The 17,096-nt window shown below is 63.3% G+C and carries 15 protein-coding genes and 1 pseudogene; 6 read left to right on the top strand and 10 right to left on the bottom strand.

Annotated elements, in window-relative coordinates:
- Positions 1 to 129: 129 nt before the first annotated feature.
- Positions 130 to 1,095, bottom strand: a complete 966-nt coding sequence (gene gspK / locus QN085_RS05335) for a type II secretion system minor pseudopilin GspK (protein ID WP_023662533.1) — start codon at positions 1,093 to 1,095, stop codon at positions 130 to 132.
- Positions 1,096 to 1,240: 145 nt separating this feature from the next.
- On the opposite strand from gspK, the gene tatA reads away from it, so the two are divergent.
- The 3 genes from tatA to tatC are packed head-to-tail and all read left to right on the top strand — an operon-like array spanning position 1,241 to position 2,537.
- Complete coding sequence (gene tatA / locus QN085_RS05330; RefSeq protein ID WP_013971163.1) at positions 1,241 to 1,474, top strand: twin-arginine translocase TatA/TatE family subunit; 234 nt, start codon at positions 1,241 to 1,243, stop codon at positions 1,472 to 1,474.
- Positions 1,474 to 1,779 (top strand): Sec-independent protein translocase protein TatB, encoded by a 306-nt coding sequence (gene tatB, locus QN085_RS05325; RefSeq protein WP_024086372.1) that lies wholly within the window; start codon positions 1,474 to 1,476, stop codon positions 1,777 to 1,779. The genes tatA and tatB overlap by 1 nt, the downstream gene beginning before the upstream one ends.
- Positions 1,776 to 2,537 carry a twin-arginine translocase subunit TatC gene (tatC, locus tag QN085_RS05320; RefSeq protein WP_013971161.1) on the top strand — a complete coding sequence of 254 codons (762 nt, stop codon included), beginning with the start codon at positions 1,776 to 1,778 and terminating at the stop codon, positions 2,535 to 2,537. Before tatB ends, tatC begins: the two co-directional genes overlap by 4 nt.
- Before the next feature lie 103 nt (positions 2,538 to 2,640).
- Here the strand turns inward: tatC and QN085_RS05315 are convergent, their stop codons facing one another.
- Entirely contained in the window at positions 2,641 to 2,952 is a 312-nt protein-coding gene (locus QN085_RS05315; RefSeq protein WP_013971160.1) for a YqfO family protein, read from the bottom strand.
- A gap of 3 nt (positions 2,953 to 2,955) precedes the next feature.
- Complete coding sequence (gene purL / locus QN085_RS05310; RefSeq protein WP_013971159.1) at positions 2,956 to 6,855, bottom strand: phosphoribosylformylglycinamidine synthase; 3,900 nt, start codon at positions 6,853 to 6,855, stop codon at positions 2,956 to 2,958.
- Positions 6,856 to 7,211: 356 nt separating this feature from the next.
- On the opposite strand from purL, the gene mltF reads away from it, so the two are divergent.
- Entirely contained in the window at positions 7,212 to 8,669 is a 1,458-nt protein-coding gene (mltF, locus tag QN085_RS05305; protein WP_013971158.1) for a membrane-bound lytic murein transglycosylase MltF, read from the top strand.
- 110 nt (positions 8,670 to 8,779) lie between these two features.
- Here the strand turns inward: mltF and tadA are convergent, their stop codons facing one another.
- Positions 8,780 to 9,259, bottom strand: a complete 480-nt coding sequence (tadA, locus tag QN085_RS05300) for a tRNA adenosine(34) deaminase TadA (protein WP_013971157.1) — start codon at positions 9,257 to 9,259, stop codon at positions 8,780 to 8,782.
- Positions 9,259 to 10,641, bottom strand: coding sequence for a multicopper oxidase family protein (locus QN085_RS05295; RefSeq protein WP_013971156.1), 1,383 nt, complete (start codon positions 10,639 to 10,641; stop codon positions 9,259 to 9,261). Before QN085_RS05295 ends, tadA begins: the two co-directional genes overlap by 1 nt.
- Before the next feature lie 337 nt (positions 10,642 to 10,978).
- Between QN085_RS05295 and QN085_RS05290 the strand changes: the two genes are divergently transcribed.
- Complete coding sequence (locus QN085_RS05290; protein WP_023662555.1) at positions 10,979 to 12,454, top strand: DUF6861 domain-containing protein; 1,476 nt, start codon at positions 10,979 to 10,981, stop codon at positions 12,452 to 12,454.
- Entirely contained in the window at positions 12,451 to 13,518 is a 1,068-nt protein-coding gene (tri1, locus tag QN085_RS05285) for an ADP-ribosylarginine hydrolase Tri1 (RefSeq protein ID WP_023662556.1), read from the top strand. Before QN085_RS05290 ends, tri1 begins: the two co-directional genes overlap by 4 nt.
- Before the next feature lie 33 nt (positions 13,519 to 13,551).
- Here tri1 and QN085_RS05280 read toward each other — a convergent pair.
- The 5 genes and pseudogenes from QN085_RS05280 to QN085_RS05260 all read right to left on the bottom strand — a co-directional run.
- Positions 13,552 to 13,721, bottom strand: a pseudogene (locus QN085_RS05280) (multicopper oxidase family protein); the annotation flags it as partial.
- A gap of 110 nt (positions 13,722 to 13,831) precedes the next feature.
- The gene (locus QN085_RS05275; RefSeq protein ID WP_013971153.1) at positions 13,832 to 15,280 is read right to left on the bottom strand and encodes a M48 family metallopeptidase; all 1,449 of its coding nucleotides are present in this window, start codon (positions 15,278 to 15,280) and stop codon (positions 13,832 to 13,834) included.
- Entirely contained in the window at positions 15,277 to 15,942 is a 666-nt protein-coding gene (locus QN085_RS05270) for a hypothetical protein (protein ID WP_013971152.1), read from the bottom strand. Before QN085_RS05270 ends, QN085_RS05275 begins: the two co-directional genes overlap by 4 nt.
- Positions 15,935 to 16,594 carry a hypothetical protein gene (locus tag QN085_RS05265; protein ID WP_013971151.1) on the bottom strand — a complete coding sequence of 220 codons (660 nt, stop codon included), beginning with the start codon at positions 16,592 to 16,594 and terminating at the stop codon, positions 15,935 to 15,937. The genes QN085_RS05270 and QN085_RS05265 overlap by 8 nt, the downstream gene beginning before the upstream one ends.
- Before the next feature lie 19 nt (positions 16,595 to 16,613).
- Positions 16,614 to 17,048, bottom strand: a complete 435-nt coding sequence (locus tag QN085_RS05260; RefSeq protein WP_031325854.1) for a hypothetical protein — start codon at positions 17,046 to 17,048, stop codon at positions 16,614 to 16,616.
- Between the last annotated feature and the right edge of the window lie 48 nt (positions 17,049 to 17,096).

Genomic DNA, 17,096 nt, shown 5'->3' with positions numbered 1-17,096 from the left:
CCGAGGCCAGGCGCAACTAGCAAGATTATCAGTACACGCGGCTGGTTTCAGCTCACGATCACAGGTCCTGAATACCGTGCAATTCCCGTATGTGGCTGGCTTGCCGGCGATTGGGCTGCAGAGCAGCCCTTACCAGGCTATCGGCTCGCGGCTACGCACCCGCACTTGCTGCGCCGGTACCCGGGCATGCCATTGCACCACCCCCAATGCCTCCACCTGGAACTCGCTGCGTATCACCCGCCCCTCCTCCGCGAAAGACAACTGCAACAGGAAATACCCGCTGTTCAGCAGCAGCCCTTCGCTCAAGCGCTCGAAGGTTTCGTCATCCACCGCCCCCAGGGCCTGGCGTAGCGCAGTTGCATCCACATACCCCGACGCCGGCCGGCCGCTGATGATGCGGCTGAGCAACGAGCGCGGATAACGCCCTTCATACAGCGCCTCCAGCAACGGCAGATGCTCCAACCCCAGGGCATTGGCATTCAGCCGCCAGCCGGTGGTCTGCGGCAAGGCGCACAGCATCGGGTAACGGCCCTGGCGGCTGGCGTCCGGCTCCAGTAGCAGATTCAGCTCGCTGGTATCGAGCATCGGCTGGTTGGCAGCCAGGCGCGGTGGTTGCTGGCGCAGGTACTGGGCGCTCTCGGCGCCCTGCAGGCGGGCATCGCTGTCGGCATCCAGCCAGTCGGCCAGGGCATCGACCAGGCGCTCGGCAGCCATGTCGTCGCCCAGCAGGTAACGCAACTGGCGCGCAGCACGCTCGCCGTCAGCGCCAAGCAGCGCATTGACGTTGAAACAGCTGTGCTGGTCGCGCACCCGCAACTGCGCCTGGCCGGCGCCAAAATCGTAGTTCAACGGCTGCCCGCGCAAGGCCTGCCAGAACAGCGGGCTAAGCCGCCAGCTGGGGTCACGCAGGGCCTGCTCGGCATAGGCCAGGCCGGCCTGCTCCATCGCGCGCGCCTGCACCCGCTGGTGCAACAGGCGCACATCATCGACCTGGCGTCGGCCATCTTCCACCAGCCAGGCCATGCCCGCCGCCAGCATCGCCAGCACAACCATCACCATCAACAGGGCCGCGCCCTGCTGTTGCCTGCCACCCATCCTTGCCTGCCTCTGTCGCCGAATAAAGACGCCAGTCAACACGCCCGGTGTTGCAGGTAGATGGCAGTGACCGTTCGTCATGTGTACGTCATCTGCGCGCGGCAGGATTGTCTTTCCTTTTCATGACCTTAGAGGAGTGGTCGCAATGGGTGGCATTGGAATCTGGCAACTGGTGATCGTACTGCTGATCGTATTCCTGCTGTTTGGTACCAAGCGCCTCAAGGGCCTGGGTAGCGATGTGGGCGAGGCGATCCAGGGTTTTCGCAAGTCCATGGGCGGTGACACCGACGCCACTCCCCCAGCGCATACGCAGGTGCAGCAACAGTGCCCGCTGACAGGTCAGGGTACGCAGCAACCGCAAGCGGATCGTCAGCCCTGATGTTCGAGGTAGGCTTCAGCGAGTTGCTGCTGGTCGGCATCGTCGCGCTGTTGGTTTTAGGCCCGGAGCGCCTACCGGTGGCGGCACGCACCCTCGGGCGCGGCCTGGGCCAGGCGCGCAGGGCCATGCACGCCCTGCGCAGGCAGGTGGAGCGGGAGATCGAACTGCCCGCTGTCGAGCTACCCAATCTCGACAGTACGCCTTTGCAGCGCCTGGAACAGGAGATCCGCCAAGGCATCAGCCTGAAAGCGGAGCCGGCCAATGATGCGGCCACGGTCGCGCCCCCCAAGGAAAACCTTTCATGAGCATTGCCATGGATCCGGTGGCGAGCATGCCGCTGACCGAACACCTGCGCGACCTGCGCAAACGCCTGGTGCGTTGCCTGGCGCTGGTGGCGCTGGTGTTCGCCGGCCTGTTCCCCTTCGCCCAGACGTTGTACACGCTGATCTCCGAACCGCTGCGGCGCTTCTTGCCGGAAGGTGCGAGCATGATCGCCACCAGCGTCACTTCGCCGTTCCTGACGCCGTTCAAGCTGACTGCGATGTGCGCAGTGTTTATCGCCATGCCACTACTGCTGCACCAGGCCTGGGGCTTTCTGGCGCCGGGGCTGTACCGCCGTGAACGGCGCATTGCCCTGCCGTTGCTGGTATCGAGCATCGTGCTGTTCTACGCCGGCATGGCCTTCGCCTTTTTCCTGGTGTTCCCGATGATGTTCGGCTTCTTTGCCAGCGTGACACCGGAGGGGGTGGCGATGATGACCGATATCAGCCAGTACCTGGACTTCATCCTTGCGCTGTTTCTGGCGTTCGGGCTGGCGTTCGAGATCCCGGTAGCGACGTTTATCGTGGTCTGGGTGGGGTTGGCCGATGTGGCTACATTGCGGCGCAGCAGGCCCTACGTGATCGTCGGCTGCTTCGTGGTGGGGATGATCCTGACGCCGCCGGATGTGTTTTCACAGACGATGCTGGCGGTGCCGATGTGGGTGCTGTTCGAGGTGGGGTTGCTGGCTTGTGGGTGGTTGAAGCGGCCTGGGCAGGGCAAGGAGATTGTGGCTGGATTGTAGGGCCCTATCGCCGGCAAGCCAGCTCCCACAGAGATATCACAGGTTCTTATGACTGCGATATTCCTGTAGGAGCGGGCTTGCCCGCGAATAGCCTTGATGCAGTCTAGAACTCGGCAAGCCGCCAGACTTCGTAGGCTGGCGTCTCGTACGGGTGGCTCTGCTTGAGTGCAGCGACGACCTGGGCAATCAGATCGTCAGCCACCACCAGCTCCACCTTCCACTCTTCCACCGCCTCGACCTGGCCGGTTTGCCCGAGGAACGGCTGGCTGCCGTCCAGCGGGCGGAACTGGCCCTGGCCCAGCGTCTGCCAGGCGCAGTGGTCATAGTCACCGATGCGCCCGCCACCAGCGGCGAACACAGCGGCCTTGACCACTTCGACGTGGCTGGCGGGGACGAAGAAGGCGAGCTTGTACACGCCTTAGTTCACCCACACCCGTGCGTTACGGAACATACGCATCAGCGCGGCATCTTCCTGCCACTCATCCGGGCGCCAGGAGTTCTGCACGGCACGGAACATACGCTCCGGGTGCGGCATCATGATGGTCACGCGGCCGTCGCGGCTGGTGAGGCCGGTGATACCACGCGGCGAGCCGTTCGGGTTGGCCGGGTAGGCTTCGGTGACCTTGCCGTGGTTGTCGACGTAGCGCAGGGCCACGCAGCCGGACATGTCCGCAGCCAGCAGTGCCTCTTCGCTGGCGAACTCGGCATGGCCTTCACCGTGGGCGATGGCGATCGGCATGCGCGAACCGGCCATACCCTGCAGGAAGATCGAGTTGGACTTCTGCACTTCGACCATGGCCACACGCGCCTCGAACTGCTCCGAGCGGTTGCGCACGAAGTGCGGCCAGTGCTCGGTGCCCGGGATCAGTTCGTGCAGGTTGGACATCATCTGGCAACCGTTGCACACGCCCAGGGCGAAGCTGTCGGTGCGCTCGAAGAAGGCCTGGAAGGCGTCACGGGCGCGGCTGTTGAACAGCGCCGACTTGGCCCAGCCTTCACCGGCACCCAGCACGTCACCGTAGGAGAAGCCACCGCAGGCGACCAGGCCCTTGAAGGCCTCGAAGTCGACACGGCCGGCGAGGATGTCGCTCATGTGCACGTCGATGGCGGCGAAGCCGGCGCGGTCGAAGGCGGCTGCCATCTCGACCTGACCGTTGACGCCCTGCTCGCGCAGGATGGCCACTTGCGGACGCACGCCCTTCTTGATGTACGGGGCGGCGATGTCGTCGTTGACGTCGAAGCCCAGCTTGACCGACAGGCCCGGGTTGTCTTCCTCGAGCAGCAGGTCGAATTCCTGGTCGGCGCAGTCGGCGTTGTCACGCAGGCGCTGGATCTGGTAGCTGGTCTCGGCCCACTGGCGCTGCAGCATGCGGCGGTCGTCGTCGAACAGCACTTCGCCGTTCAGGCTGATGGACACTTCACCGTTGTTGACCGGCTTGCCGATCACCGCGACGCAGCCTTCACCCAGGCCAGCGGCGCTGAACTGTGCCAGTACGTCCGGGGTGGCATCCTGGCGAACCTGGATGACCGCGCCCAGTTCTTCGTTGAAGAGGATGGCCGGCACGTCGCCTTTGCTGTCGGTCAGCGGGTCGAGGTGCAGGTCGAGGCCGCAGTGGCCGGCGAAGGCCATTTCCAGCACGGTGGTGACCAGGCCGCCGTCGGAACGGTCATGGTAGGCCAGCAGGTGACCATCTTCGTTCAGGCCCTGGATCACGGCGAAGAACGCCTTCAGGTCTTCGGCGTCGTCGACGTCCGGTGCCTGGGCAGCGATCTTGCCGTAGGTCTGTGCCAGGATCGAAGCGCCCATGCGGTTCTTGCCGCGGCCCAGGTCGATCAGGATCAGGTCGGTCTCGCCCTTGTCCATGCGCAGTTGCGGGGTCAGGGTCTTGCGGATGTCGGTGACCGGGGCGAAGCCGGTGATGATCAGCGACATTGGCGAGGTAACGCTCTTCTCTACGCCCTCGTCGCTCCACTTGGTCTTCATCGACATCGAGTCTTTGCCGACCGGAATGGTAATGCCCAGCTCCGGGCACAGCTCCATGCCGACAGCCTTGACGGTGTCGTACAGGCGGGCGTCTTCACCTGGGTGGCCGGCGGCAGACATCCAGTTGGCCGACAGTTTGATGTCGGACAGCTTCTCGATGCGCGAGGCAGCCAGGTTGGTCAGTGTCTCGCCAATTGCCATGCGGCCGGACGCCGGGGCATCCAGCAGAGCCAGCGGGGTGCGCTCGCCCATGGCCATGGCTTCACCGGTGTAGACGTCGAAGCTGGTGGCGGTGACGGCGCAGTCGGCCACCGGTACCTGCCACGGGCCGACCATCTGGTCACGGGCTACCAGGCCGGTGATGGTACGGTCGCCGATGGTGATCAGGAAGCTCTTGCTGGCCACGGCCGGGTGGCTGAGGACGCGCTGAACGGCGTTGTCCAGGTCCAGCTTGCTCGGGTCGAAGTCATCGCCCAGCTCGGCTTCGCGGGTAACCGAACGGTGCATGCGTGGCGGCTTGCCCAGCAGTACGTCGAGCGGCATGTCTACCGGCGTGTTGCCGAAATGGCTGTCGCTTACGGTCAGGTGCTTCTCTTCAGTCGCTTCACCCACTACGGCAAACGGGCAACGCTCACGCTCGCAGATTGCCTTGAAGCGCTCGAAGTCGACGGCGCTGACGGCCAGCACGTAACGCTCCTGCGATTCGTTGCTCCAGATTTCGTGCGGGGCCATGCCCGGCTCGTCGTTGGGCACGTTGCGCAGTTCGAAGCGGCCACCACGGCCACCATCGTTGACCAGTTCTGGGAAGGCGTTGGAGATACCACCGGCGCCAACGTCGTGGATGAAGGCGATCGGGTTGTTGTCGCCCAGCTGCCAGCAGCGGTCGATGACCTCCTGGCAACGGCGCTCCATTTCCGGGTTTTCGCGCTGTACCGAAGCGAAGTCGAGGTCAGCCGAGCTGGCACCGGTCGCCACCGACGAAGCGGCGCCGCCGCCCAGACCGATCAGCATGGCCGGGCCGCCGAGCACGATCAGCTTGGCGCCGACAGTGATCTCGCCTTTCTGCACGTGGTCTTCACGGATGTTGCCCATGCCACCGGCCAGCATGATCGGCTTGTGGTAGCCGCGAACTTCTTCACCGTGCGGGGTGTTGATGGCCTGCTCGAAGGTACGGAAGTAGCCGGTCAGGGCCGGGCGACCGAATTCGTTGTTGAACGCAGCGCCACCCAGTGGGCCTTCAATCATGATGTCGAGGGCGTCGACGATACGCTCAGGCTTGCCGTAGGCCTGCTCCCACGGCTGTTCGAAGCCCGGGATACGCAGGTTGGACACGGTGAAGCCGGTCAGGCCAGCCTTGGGCTTGGCGCCACGGCCGGTCGCGCCTTCGTCGCGGATTTCGCCGCCGGAGCCGGTGGAGGCGCCGGAGAACGGGGCGATGGCGGTCGGGTGGTTGTGCGTCTCGACCTTCATCAGGATGTGCACCGGCTCCTGCACCGCGCCGTACTGGCGGGTTTCAGGGTTCGGGAAGAAACGGCCGGCAACGTTGCCGACGATCACCGAGGCGTTGTCCTTGTACGCAGACAGCACGCCTTCGTTGTGCATCTGGTAGGTGTTCTTGATCATGCCGAACAGGCTCTTTTCCTGAGCCTGGCCGTCGATGTCCCAACTGGCGTTGAAGATCTTGTGGCGGCAGTGCTCGGAGTTGGCCTGGGCGAACATCATCAGTTCGATGTCGTTCGGGTTGCGCTTGAGGCCCTGGAAGGCGTTGACCAGGTAGTCGATCTCGTCTTCGGCCAGGGCCAGGCCCAGGTCGATGTTGGCCTTGGCCAGGGCGTCACGGCCACCGGCGAGGATGTCCACCGAGGTCATCGGCTTGGGCTGGGCATGGCTGAACAGGTCAGCGGCCTGCTCCAGCTGGCCGAGCACGCGCTGGGTCATGCGGTCGTGCAGCTCGGCGGCGATCAGTTCGGCGTCGGCTTCGCTCAGGCTGCCGGCAACGTAGTAGGCAATACCGCGCTCCAGGCGCTGGATCGACTGCAGGCCGCAGTTGTGAGCAATGTCGCTGGCCTTGCTGGCCCACGGCGAAATGGTGCCCAGGCGCGGCACGACCAGGAACAGGCGGCCGCTCGGCTCCTGTACCGGCACGCTCGGGCCGTACTTGAGCAGACGCCCCAGCACCTGCTGCTGGTCGGCAGTCAGCTCGCCGTCGACATCGGCGAAATGGGCAAATTCGGCATACAAACCAGTAACAGCGGGGACTTTCTGGCTCAGTTGCTCGAGTAATTTACCGTGGCGAAAGGCAGAAAGGGCAGGAGCGCCGCGCAGGATCAACATCGTCGGGACAGCCTCAGGAAGGGGTGTGCTTAGAGGCCGTGCATTCTAGCCTAATTCGAAGGGTTTCGGCACCCGCTCTAAGCCACGGCTGCCGGGCGGCGGAACCGGACTTGCGGGTCAAAAAAAATACACCTGCCTAGCGCCCTGTAGGAGCGGCCTTGTGTCGCGATGGGGCGCGCAGCGACCCCAGGGATATCTGCGGCGGAGCTTAAAATCTGGGGGCCGCTGCGCGCCCCATCGCGACACAAGGCCGCTCCTACAAGGGGACTGGGCCGCCATTGCACATAAAGCGCTACCAGACAAGCTAACAGTTGTCGAGATATGGTTGGGCCAGTCCTTTGCGTATACTGCAACCTATGTTCGCCCACACTGCTTTGCGCCAGCGTTGCGCCAGATGGCTTTTCGCAACCGGACTCTTTCTGCTGCTCGGTGCCTGCGTTGAAAAACCCAGCACCCTCGAGCGCGTGAAGGAGGATGGCGTGCTGCGCGTGATCACCCGTAACAGCCCGGCCACCTACTTCCAGGACCGCAACGGCGAAACCGGCTTCGAATACGAGTTGGTCCAGCATTTCGCCGAAGATCTGGGCGTGAAGCTGCAGATCGAGACCGCCGACAACCTCGACGAGCTGTATGACAGCCTCGGCAAGCCCTCCGGCCCGGTGCTGGCAGCGGCCGGCCTGGTCACCAGCGAACGGCGCAAGGCCCAGGTCAGGTACTCCCACCCTTATCTGGAAGTGACCCCACAGGTCATCTACCGCAACGGCCGCACGCGCCCCACCAACGCCAAGGGCCTGGTCGGAAAGAAGATCATGGTGCTCAAGGGCAGCAGCCATGCCGACCAGCTGGCCGAGCTGAAAAAGCAGTACCCGGGCCTGGAATACGAGGAATCCGACGCCGTCGAGGTGGTCGACCTGCTGCGCATGGTCGATGAAGGCCAGATCGACCTGACCCTGGTCGACTCCAACGAGCTGGCGATGAACCAGGTGTACTTCCCCAACGTGCGGGTTGCCTTCGACCTTGGCGACACCCGCGACCAGCGTTGGGCGGTGGCGGCCGGTGAAGACAACAGCCTGCTCAACGAGGTCAATGAGTTCCTCGACAAGGCGCAGAAGAACGGCACCCTGCAACGCCTGAAGGACCGCTACTACGGCCATGTCGACGTCCTGGGCTATGTGGGTGCCTACACTTTCGCCCAGCACCTGCAGCAGCGCCTGCCCAAGTACGAGAAGCACTTCAAGAGCTACGCCAAGGTTGAGCAGGTGGACTGGCGCCTGCTGGCCGCCATCGGCTACCAGGAATCGATGTGGCAGCCCGAGGTCACCTCCAAGACCGGCGTGCGCGGCCTGATGATGCTGACCCAGCGCACCGCCCAGGCCATGGGCGTGTCCAACCGCCTGGACCCGAAGCAGAGCATCCAGGGCGGCGCCAAGTACTTCATGAAGATCAAGGAAGAGCTCGACGACAGCATCCAGGAACCGGACCGCACCTGGTTCGCCCTGGCTGCCTACAACGTCGGCACCGGCCACCTGGAAGACGCCCGCACCCTGGCCAAGCGCGAGAAGCTCAACCCGAACAAGTGGCTGGACGTGAAGAAGATGCTGCCGCGGCTGTCGCAGAAGCAGTGGTATCGCCAGACCAAATACGGCTATGCACGTGGCGGCGAGCCGGTGCATTTCGTGGCCAACATCCGTCGCTACTACGACATCCTCACCTGGGTGACCCAGCCGCAGCTCGAAGGCCAGGTGGCCGAGGGCAGCCTGCATGTGCCCGGGGTGAACAAGGACAAGCCGGCGGAGCAGTCGCCGCCGATGTAGGCCTGCACCGGCCTCTTCGCGGGCACGCCCGCTCCCACAGGAATATCAATCTCCTCAGGCCTGCGGTGTACCTGTAGGAGCGGGCGTGCCCGCGAAGGGGCCGGAACAGGTCAAGACTTGGCTCGGCGAGCCTTGAAGAAGTCACTGAGGATCTGCCCGCACTCCTCCGCCAGCACCCCGCCCTCCACCATCACCCGGTGGTTCAGGAAACCCTGCCCGAAGAACTGCCCCTGGCTCTGCACGATCCCCGCCTTGGGCTCCAGCGCACCGAATACCACCCGCATCACCCGCGAATGCACGATCAACCCCGCACACATGCTGCACGGCTCCAGGGTCACATACAGGGTGCTGCCGGGTAGCCGGTAGTTACTGGCGGATTTCGCCGCCGCGCGAATGGCCACCATCTCGGCGTGCGCACTGGGGTCACTGTCGATGATCGGCCGGTTGAAGCCCTGCCCGATCACCTGCCCATGCTGCACCAGTACTGCGCCCACCGGCACCTCGCCCATGGCCGCACCTTCGGCGGCCAGGGCCAGGGCCAGACGCATGAATTCCTGATCGCGGCTGCGATCGATGATCTGCGGGCGCATCAGACCACCGCGATCGCGGCCATCAGGCCGGTTTCCATGTGGTCGATGACGTGGCAGTGGAACATCCAGGTGCCCGGGTTATCCGCCACCAGCGCCACCTGGGCGCGCTCGTTCTTGCCCAGCAGGTAGGTATCGGTGAACCACGGCTCCTTGATGTCATGACGGTTGGAGCCGATCACCTTGAAGCTCATGCCGTGCAGGTGGATCGGGTGCTGGTATTGGGTCATGTTCTTCAGCTCGAAGATGTAGCTCTTGCCCTTCTGCAACGTGGCAATGGGGCGCTCGGCGCAGGTCTTGTCGGTGATGTCCCAGGCCTGGCCGTTGATCTGCCACATGCTCGACGGCTTATCCTGGTCCGTAGTGACCGAGACTTTCGCCGCCCACTCAAAATTGAAGTTGAGCTTTTCGGCATTCTCCAGGTCCGGCTCGGCGATCGGGTTGGGCGGTAGCGCCGGCGGCCAGTCACTTGGCGCGTCGTTGCTGGCAACCGAACGCAGGGTGCCCAGGCGCACGAAACCGTCGCGCAGGGAGATCTCCTCACCCTCCACAGGAATACGGACAGCCAGGCAGATACGCATGCCTGGGCCGAGCCAGTAGTCATCGTCCAATGGGCGCGGGGTTACCGGATTGCCGTCCAGAGCATAGATTTTTGCCTCGCAGTTGCCCTTGAGGTTGATGCGGTAGGTCCAGGTGTTGTCCAGGTTAAGCAGACGCACCCGCACAACCTGGCCGGCTGGCAACTCGGTGACCGAATCGGCCTGGCCATTGATGGTGATCAGGCGCCCGGCGGTGCCGTTGCGCGCCGCCTCACGCGGGATGCTGAACGGCAACCAGGCGCCCTGCTCGTCCACGTGCCAGTTCTTCAGGCTGAGCGTGCGTTCATGCTGGAAGCCGGTCGGCTCGCGCTCCTCGACGATCAGCGGGCCGACCAGGCCACGGCCCAGCTCTTCGGAACTGCTGACATGCGGGTGGTACCAGTAGCTGCCGGCGTCCGGCACACGGAATTTGTAGTCGAAGTACTCGCCCGGCTTGACTGGCAGTTGCGACACATAGGGCACACCGTCCATTTCCAGCGGCAGGCGAATGCCATGCCAGTGGATGGTGGTTTCCACCGGCAGGTGATTGATGAAGCGCACCCGCAGCCAGGTGCCCTGGCGCACACGCAACTCGGTGCCTGGCGCCGAAGGGCCGAAGGCCCAGGCCTCGGTCTTGAAGCCCGTCACCAGCTCGACGTCCAGGGGAGCAGCGATCAGCTCGTAGTCATGCCCGGCGTTGTCGTCCTCGACCTTGCCCAGCCAGTAACGTGCCGCGCCACCGGCGCCCAGGCCAACCACAACCAGGCCGGTCAGGCCCTTGAGCATTTGTCGACGGGTGAAGGACATCGGTGCGGGTACCTCGCGTTCTGCGCAATCAAGCTGCCAGCACGGCTGGCGATGAAGGGCGAATACGATACACCTGCAAATGGGAAATATTAAGTGAAGTATCCAGCCATCGTTTGCTTTAGCCACTCTATTGGCCATTCGGCAGACTTAACGGAACTGACCGACAAGCACGAGATCAAATTGACACCATTGCCAGAGGCACCTCAGATGAGAAAATGCCTCGCAATGCAATCGGCAGCTCGATTGGCGGCTGGCTTGACCGTCAGCGTGGTGCATGGGAAAGAATCGCCTGCCGCCCGCACACTCACCTGCCTTCTCTAAAGGAATGCAATGGTAAATGGACTTATCAACTCACGTCCCTAGCTGGGGCGACATCGAACGCAACCTGGACCAAAAATTCAGCGTCCTCAATCAAAGCGTCAGCAGCGGCTTGCGCAATGTCCATGACAGCTGGGACGGCTTCACCCGCCGCGTAAGCGATGGCGCCAGCCAGGCTTATGGCGCTGTAGGCGGACACCGGATAGACAATGTCCGGCAGGCGATGGCTTTGTCCTATCCCATGATGCAGTCAAATCTGTCGCGCAAATGGGCGTCCATCAATATCGACCAGATTTTGCCCGTACTGCTCAAGCTCGTGCAGGAAGTGGTGATGATTCTCGGCGGCAGCGTCGCGCTAGGCGGCGCTATCGGCGGCGCCGTGGGTTCTCTCGCCTTTGGCGTCGGTGCGGCACCTGGGGTGGTCGCAGGCAGCGGTATCGGCCTGCAGGTCGGCAACCTGATCCTGATGGCGCTGGGCCTGGCCGCCATCGCGGAGTATTTCTATCAAGGGCTTCCCGCGTGCCTGGCCTCCATGCAAGAGGGGCTTGCTACCGCGTGGACTGCCGAAGACGGCTTGAAACCCTCCGGTCTCGACCCTTCGGGCGGCTCGGCGGCGCTGGTTCAAGAGCGTACCGAACACGCTGCAAAGCAACTGGCCCGTGGGCAAGAGCAGCTGGTGATGCTTTTGCTGATGGCAATTGTGACCTACCTGACCCGCGGGCAGATGAAAGCCGGCGTGATGAGCAGCGTGGAAAGCATCGCCAGCCGTAGTGCCAAGCTTCAGGCCGAAATCTCCAACAAACAGTTGGCCAACTGGCTGGCGAAGAACGAAAGCAGGCTGCTGGCTGAACCTGAGTTGCAGATGAAGGCCGCGACACCGCTGCAGAAAGCCGAGCCAGAGCTGCCGCCAGCAAAGCAAGCCACTGAAAAAAACATTGCGGCGGCGCCCAAGAAGCTCATGAGCCTGCGAGAGGCAGTGGGCAAGGACATGGCAGAGCGATGGATTGCCGAAGGCCGCGCCCGGGCAGATGTTCGGGCCCCGGAGCTTTCGAAACTGCTCAGCGACGATCAAATAGGCGCACTTTACGGTTACTCTACCAACGATGTGTACAAGGCGTATAACCTGGCGATGCGCCAAGGCACAGCCACGCCTGAAATCATGGCTTTTGCCGAGCATGCAACCGAAGGTCTGGCACGCTTGCCTCGCTACGTTGGCGCTGAAACCTACCGTGGAACGGATCTGCCACTGGATGTGCTCAATCGGATGCAAATGGGCGCAGTGGAGACCGACATGGCATTCTTCAGCTCATCCGCGACAACACCATTCGCAGGCAATACCCAGATGGTCGTACGCGGCGTATCCGGCAAGGACATCAGTTTCCTGACGCAAATTCCCGAGGCGGAAGTACTGTACCCGCCGGGTACTTCTTTCAGGGTACTGAACCGGATTGAGCAAGGCCCCACGACTCATCTCTTATTAGAAGAAGTTCTATGATCGACCTGCACAGCCCTACCCTTGAAGTTACCGAGTATGCCTACCGGTACAACCACTTGCTACCAGCGCCCACCCCACGCGAGTCCGCAGGCCGTGCCTACGTGCACCCGCAATGGCAAGAATCGCGCGCTTGCACATTAACCCCCGAACAATCGCTCGACCGAGCCAAAGGTGCGTTGCTGGGTTTGGCCATTGGCGATGCCGTAGGCACCACCCTGGAGTTCCTGCCTCGCGATAAAGCACACGTCGATGACATGGTCGGCGGCGGGCCGTTCAGGCTCAAGCCAGGTGAGTGGACCGATGATACGAGCATGGCGCTTTGCCTGGCGGACTCGTACCTGGCTTGCATGCGATTCGACCATGCAGATTATCTCGAGCGACTGTGCAGGTGGTACAAGCGAGGGGAAAACAGCGCAAACGGTGTCTGTTTCGACATCGGCAATGCTACACGCCTTGCCTTGGAAGGGTGGCTACGCCATGGCCTGGACTGGATAGGCAACACAGAGCCGAATACGGCCGGCAATGGCTCCATCATCCGGCTCGCCCCCACCGCCATATTCAGGCGCCACATGCTGCCATCCACGTGGCGCGAAGCCCAAAGCCAGAGTCGGGCCACCCATCGGGCGCCCGAAGCAGTGAGTGGCTGCGAACTGCTGGGCGCGCAGCTGCACCTCGCCCTGAACGGCGCCGACAAGGATGAAATGTGCCGCCCGATGGTCCGCCCGCTACAGCCCCGCGCCACCATCATCAACGCTGGCGAATACAAGGAAAAAAGCCGCGACCAGATCCGCTCCTCAGGGTATGTCATCGACACCTTGGAAGCTGCGCTATGGGCGGTTTGGAATACCGACAATTTCAGAGACGCAGTGCTACTGGCGGCAAACCTGGCAGATGACGCCGACAGCGTGGCAGCCGTGGCTGGGCAGCTGGCCGGAGCGTTGTACGGGGTATCCGGCATGCCCGAGGAATGGGTAAAGACAGTGGCGTGGTCTGAACACATCCAGGACCTCGCCCAAGCGTTGCACGACCAGGCGCCTGAAAACGACCCGTTCTATTCGCTGTGATGATGCGCCCGTCGGGGCAGACAGCTGAATGATAAAGGCCCAGGCCTCGGTCTTGAACCCCGGCACCAGCTCGACGTCAAGCGGCGCGGCGATCAGTTCGTAGTCATGCCCGGCGTTTCGTCCTGGACCTTGCCCAGCCAGTAACGCGCCGCGCCACCAGCGCCCAGGCCAACCACAACCAGGCCGGTCGGGCCCTTGAGCATTCATCGACGGGTGAAGGACATCGGTGCGGGTACCTCGCGTTCTGCGCAATCAAGCTGCCAGCACGGCTGGCGATGAAGGGCGAATACGATACACCTGCAAATGGGAAATATTAAGTGAAGTCTGTCCATACCTTGGCTGCAGGAGCCCCGCAGAGCTTGTTGAACCACTGCCGGTCATGGCCAGAGGGTTCGCGCATGGCGGCCTGCACCAGCGCCGCGTCAAGCATCACGTTCAGATTGTCGAGGCGCGCGGCGATGGGTGGGTGCGTGTCGAAGGGATGGGGCATTGTCAGCCCGAGCACTTCCTCGCCCAAGTGCAACGGCACCTGCTGCAGGTACCGGGTCAGCGCTGCAAGCAGCCCTTCGCCACCGCGTTCGAGCAGCAATGCATCGACCACCCTGCCCAAGGCAATTGCCCGCAGCAGCGCCTGAACGAACAGCTTCGGACCATGCACTTCGGCCCCGGCCCGATCCGCCAACAATTCCTGCGCGCGCCCCCAGTGATGCACCGCGATCTGGAAGTGATGCAGGAACTGCCCGGCCATCCACACCACTGGCCGGGCCACCCAGTCCACGGCGCGCTCGGCGTCGACAATGGCCGAGAACTGTGCGCACATCATGCTGAAGCGCGCATTGATTTCACTGCCCTGCTCCGTATCTCGACTGCGGAAATGGCCAAGCTCATGACCAATGAGCGCGGCGGCCTCTTGCTGGCTCAAGACGCTGAGACACGGCAATGACAAGTACAAGGTTCGTCCGCTGAGCGCCGACTGGCCAGGCTGCAGCACAATCGGCACGCTGGTGACGAAAAAGCCTTGGTCGATCCCGACCACGATATGGTCCGGCACCGGCGCCTGCAGGTGCGCAGCCAGGCCTTCGACCCATTGCCACAGCGCCACAGCCCCTTGCCGTTCAAGCTCACGGCCGAGAAAGCCAGCAGTGGAAGCCCCCATGCGCGGCCACTGCTGGCGCATTCGCTGCAGGGTACGCAGGCAGACGGCCAGCACTGAAGCCAGCGGCAGTACCACGACCAGTGCGGTCAAGCCGCCCTGCGCAGCGTGACTCAAGCCGGCGCTGGTTTCATAGAGCAGTAAAAGGCAAAGCGAGCCTGCGAGCATGCCCATGTAGGCGCTCAGCCAACACACCAGCACCCGCCAGCTGGCCGTCATGCGTTGATGCAGGTAGTGCGCCGAGCGCAAGGCGCGCCAGGCGTCGACCCTGAGCCTGAGCCAGGCGCCAATGCCGGCGACCAGAGCGCCCAGCGCCAGCCAGCCGCCGAGGCAGGCCATGGATTTGCGCATGCTCGACCAGTGACGGTCGCTGTCGAGTTCGTCCAACTGCCGCTGCAGCACCTCACGCGTGTCGACGCGCCCGGCAAATTGCTTGCGTGCAGCCCAAGGCAGTGCCTGCAGCAGGGTATCGCTGGGTGCCGCCAGCCATTGCCGGGTGATCCGCGCCTGCTCTTGCGCCGTCTCCGCCCGCCAGTGCTGCACAGTGGCCCAGCCGAACAGCGCCAGCGGCAACAGCAGCATGACCAGGCCCCACCCCAGGCGCTTCATGGAGCCGTTACGCCCAGCCGTGCCACGCCCGGAAACAACTGTGCCAGGGTGTGCCTGGCCTGCGCGGCTTGCAGGTAGGCAAAGAGCATGTCCACCAGTTCCTGCAGGTCAAGGCGACGCCCGTTCACTACCGGCGTGCACAGCCACACACGCACGCGCAAGCCACCGGCCACAGTGATCGCGTCAGGCGAAGCCAGCCCATTGAAACTGGCCGGAAGCAGCGCGGGCGCGAGGCTGGAAGCCGCTAGTGTGAAGATCAGGCGGGTGCTGGAATAACCCTGCTGGACCTCGAAGCCGTCGAACGCATGCAAGGGGGTCGGTGCCTGGGCGTTGGCAAAGCACAAGGTATCGGGTGTCACGCTCAATACCCGCTTGCCCTGCCGGCGGTACAGCGCGGCGGAGCAGGCCAGAGCGGCCAGCCCCACAGCGAGCAGGCCAAGGCCGCAGCCCGCAAGCAGCCACAGCGCGCCACTGCTGGCCTGAGCGCCGAACAGCAACGCCAACCAGACCAGCCAGGCGCCCAGGCCGCAGAGCAACAGGCCGGTTAGGGCGCAAGTCAGCGCTTTGCCGAACGAACGCTCCAGCAGTTCGAAGCTGTCGTGGGGACCGTCGGCCTGTGCCTGCAGGTACGCCAGATGCGCTTCGCGCTCGGCATTATCCATCTGCCTGCATCAGTTCCAGTTGCCGCTGCGCGTGGGCCGCATCGCGGTAGGCCGCCAGCATTGCGAGCACTTCCTCGTTGTCCAGCTTGCGACCATTGCAGGCCAGGCCGGCGGACATGATACGGATCTGCGGTCGTGGTTTTTTCAGTGCCATCGCCTGGTTACCGAAGAACTGCAGCTTGACCACACGATGCTTCGGCAGCGCGGCGTCGCTGCTCATTTCCAGCGTCTGCACCATGACCAGGCCTTCATCCTTGACCGCGATGTCCTCGACTTCGGCCATATCAACCGGAGCATCCAGCGTATCGACGAACAACTGCCGACGTGTCAGGCGCATGAACACCTGGGTGCCAGCATTGCGGTGCTGCCAGGTCACCGCGGCAGCAATGCAGACGATGAAGACACCCGCGGCGACCGCACCCATGCGTTGCAGATTGAAGGTGACGCCCAGCAAGATCAGGGCGCCCACCAGGATTATCGGCCCCCAGACCTTGTAACGGCGGGAATTGGTGAACTCGCTTTGCGGCGGTACGCGCTCGATCACCTGCTTGAGCTCGGCGATTACCCGGTCGCGCTGGGCTGCACGGGATTGGTCATAGGCTTCGCCGAGCGAGCCGGAAAGCTCGGACAGCGGATCGTTAGGTTCAACCATGGTCAGTCGTTCTCCCTGCTCATTGCTGCTTGGCCAGGTAATCGGTCAGGAATGCCTGGGCATTGCCTTGACGCGACAGCCCCTCGGAATAGCCAACCTGCATCGGTTGCGGCTCGCCGGGCAGGTACAGTTCACCGCCCCAGCCGCTTTGAACGACCAGTACCACGAACTTCTTGCCGTCAACCGTCGTCGAGTAACGGGTGTCCTTTGTGGTCTTCTCCACCTGCATCTTCTGGATGCGCATGTCCCAGTCGTGATCAACCCCTTCGATCTGAACCAGTGCTTCATTGGCGGCGCGCTCGCCAATGCGCAGCGTCCACACTTTGACGCCCTCTGTCCCCATGTAGGCGACAACCTGCTCGGCCACATCCGGCCGTTGTTCTGCGTGGGCCTGGCTCAGCCAGAAGATGAGCGAGGCCACCAGCAAGGCAACCCATTTGCGATAAGCGAACATCTTTTCCATCCTGATGCGAAACGATCGACCATTGAAAACAGCACCGCC

The organism is Pseudomonas sp. M2(2023), from assembly GCF_030263955.1.
Lineage (GTDB): Bacteria > Pseudomonadota > Gammaproteobacteria > Pseudomonadales > Pseudomonadaceae > Aquipseudomonas > Aquipseudomonas asiatica.
Note: the sequence above shows the minus strand (reverse complement) of the source record. Positions and strands in the feature narration are given on the sequence as shown.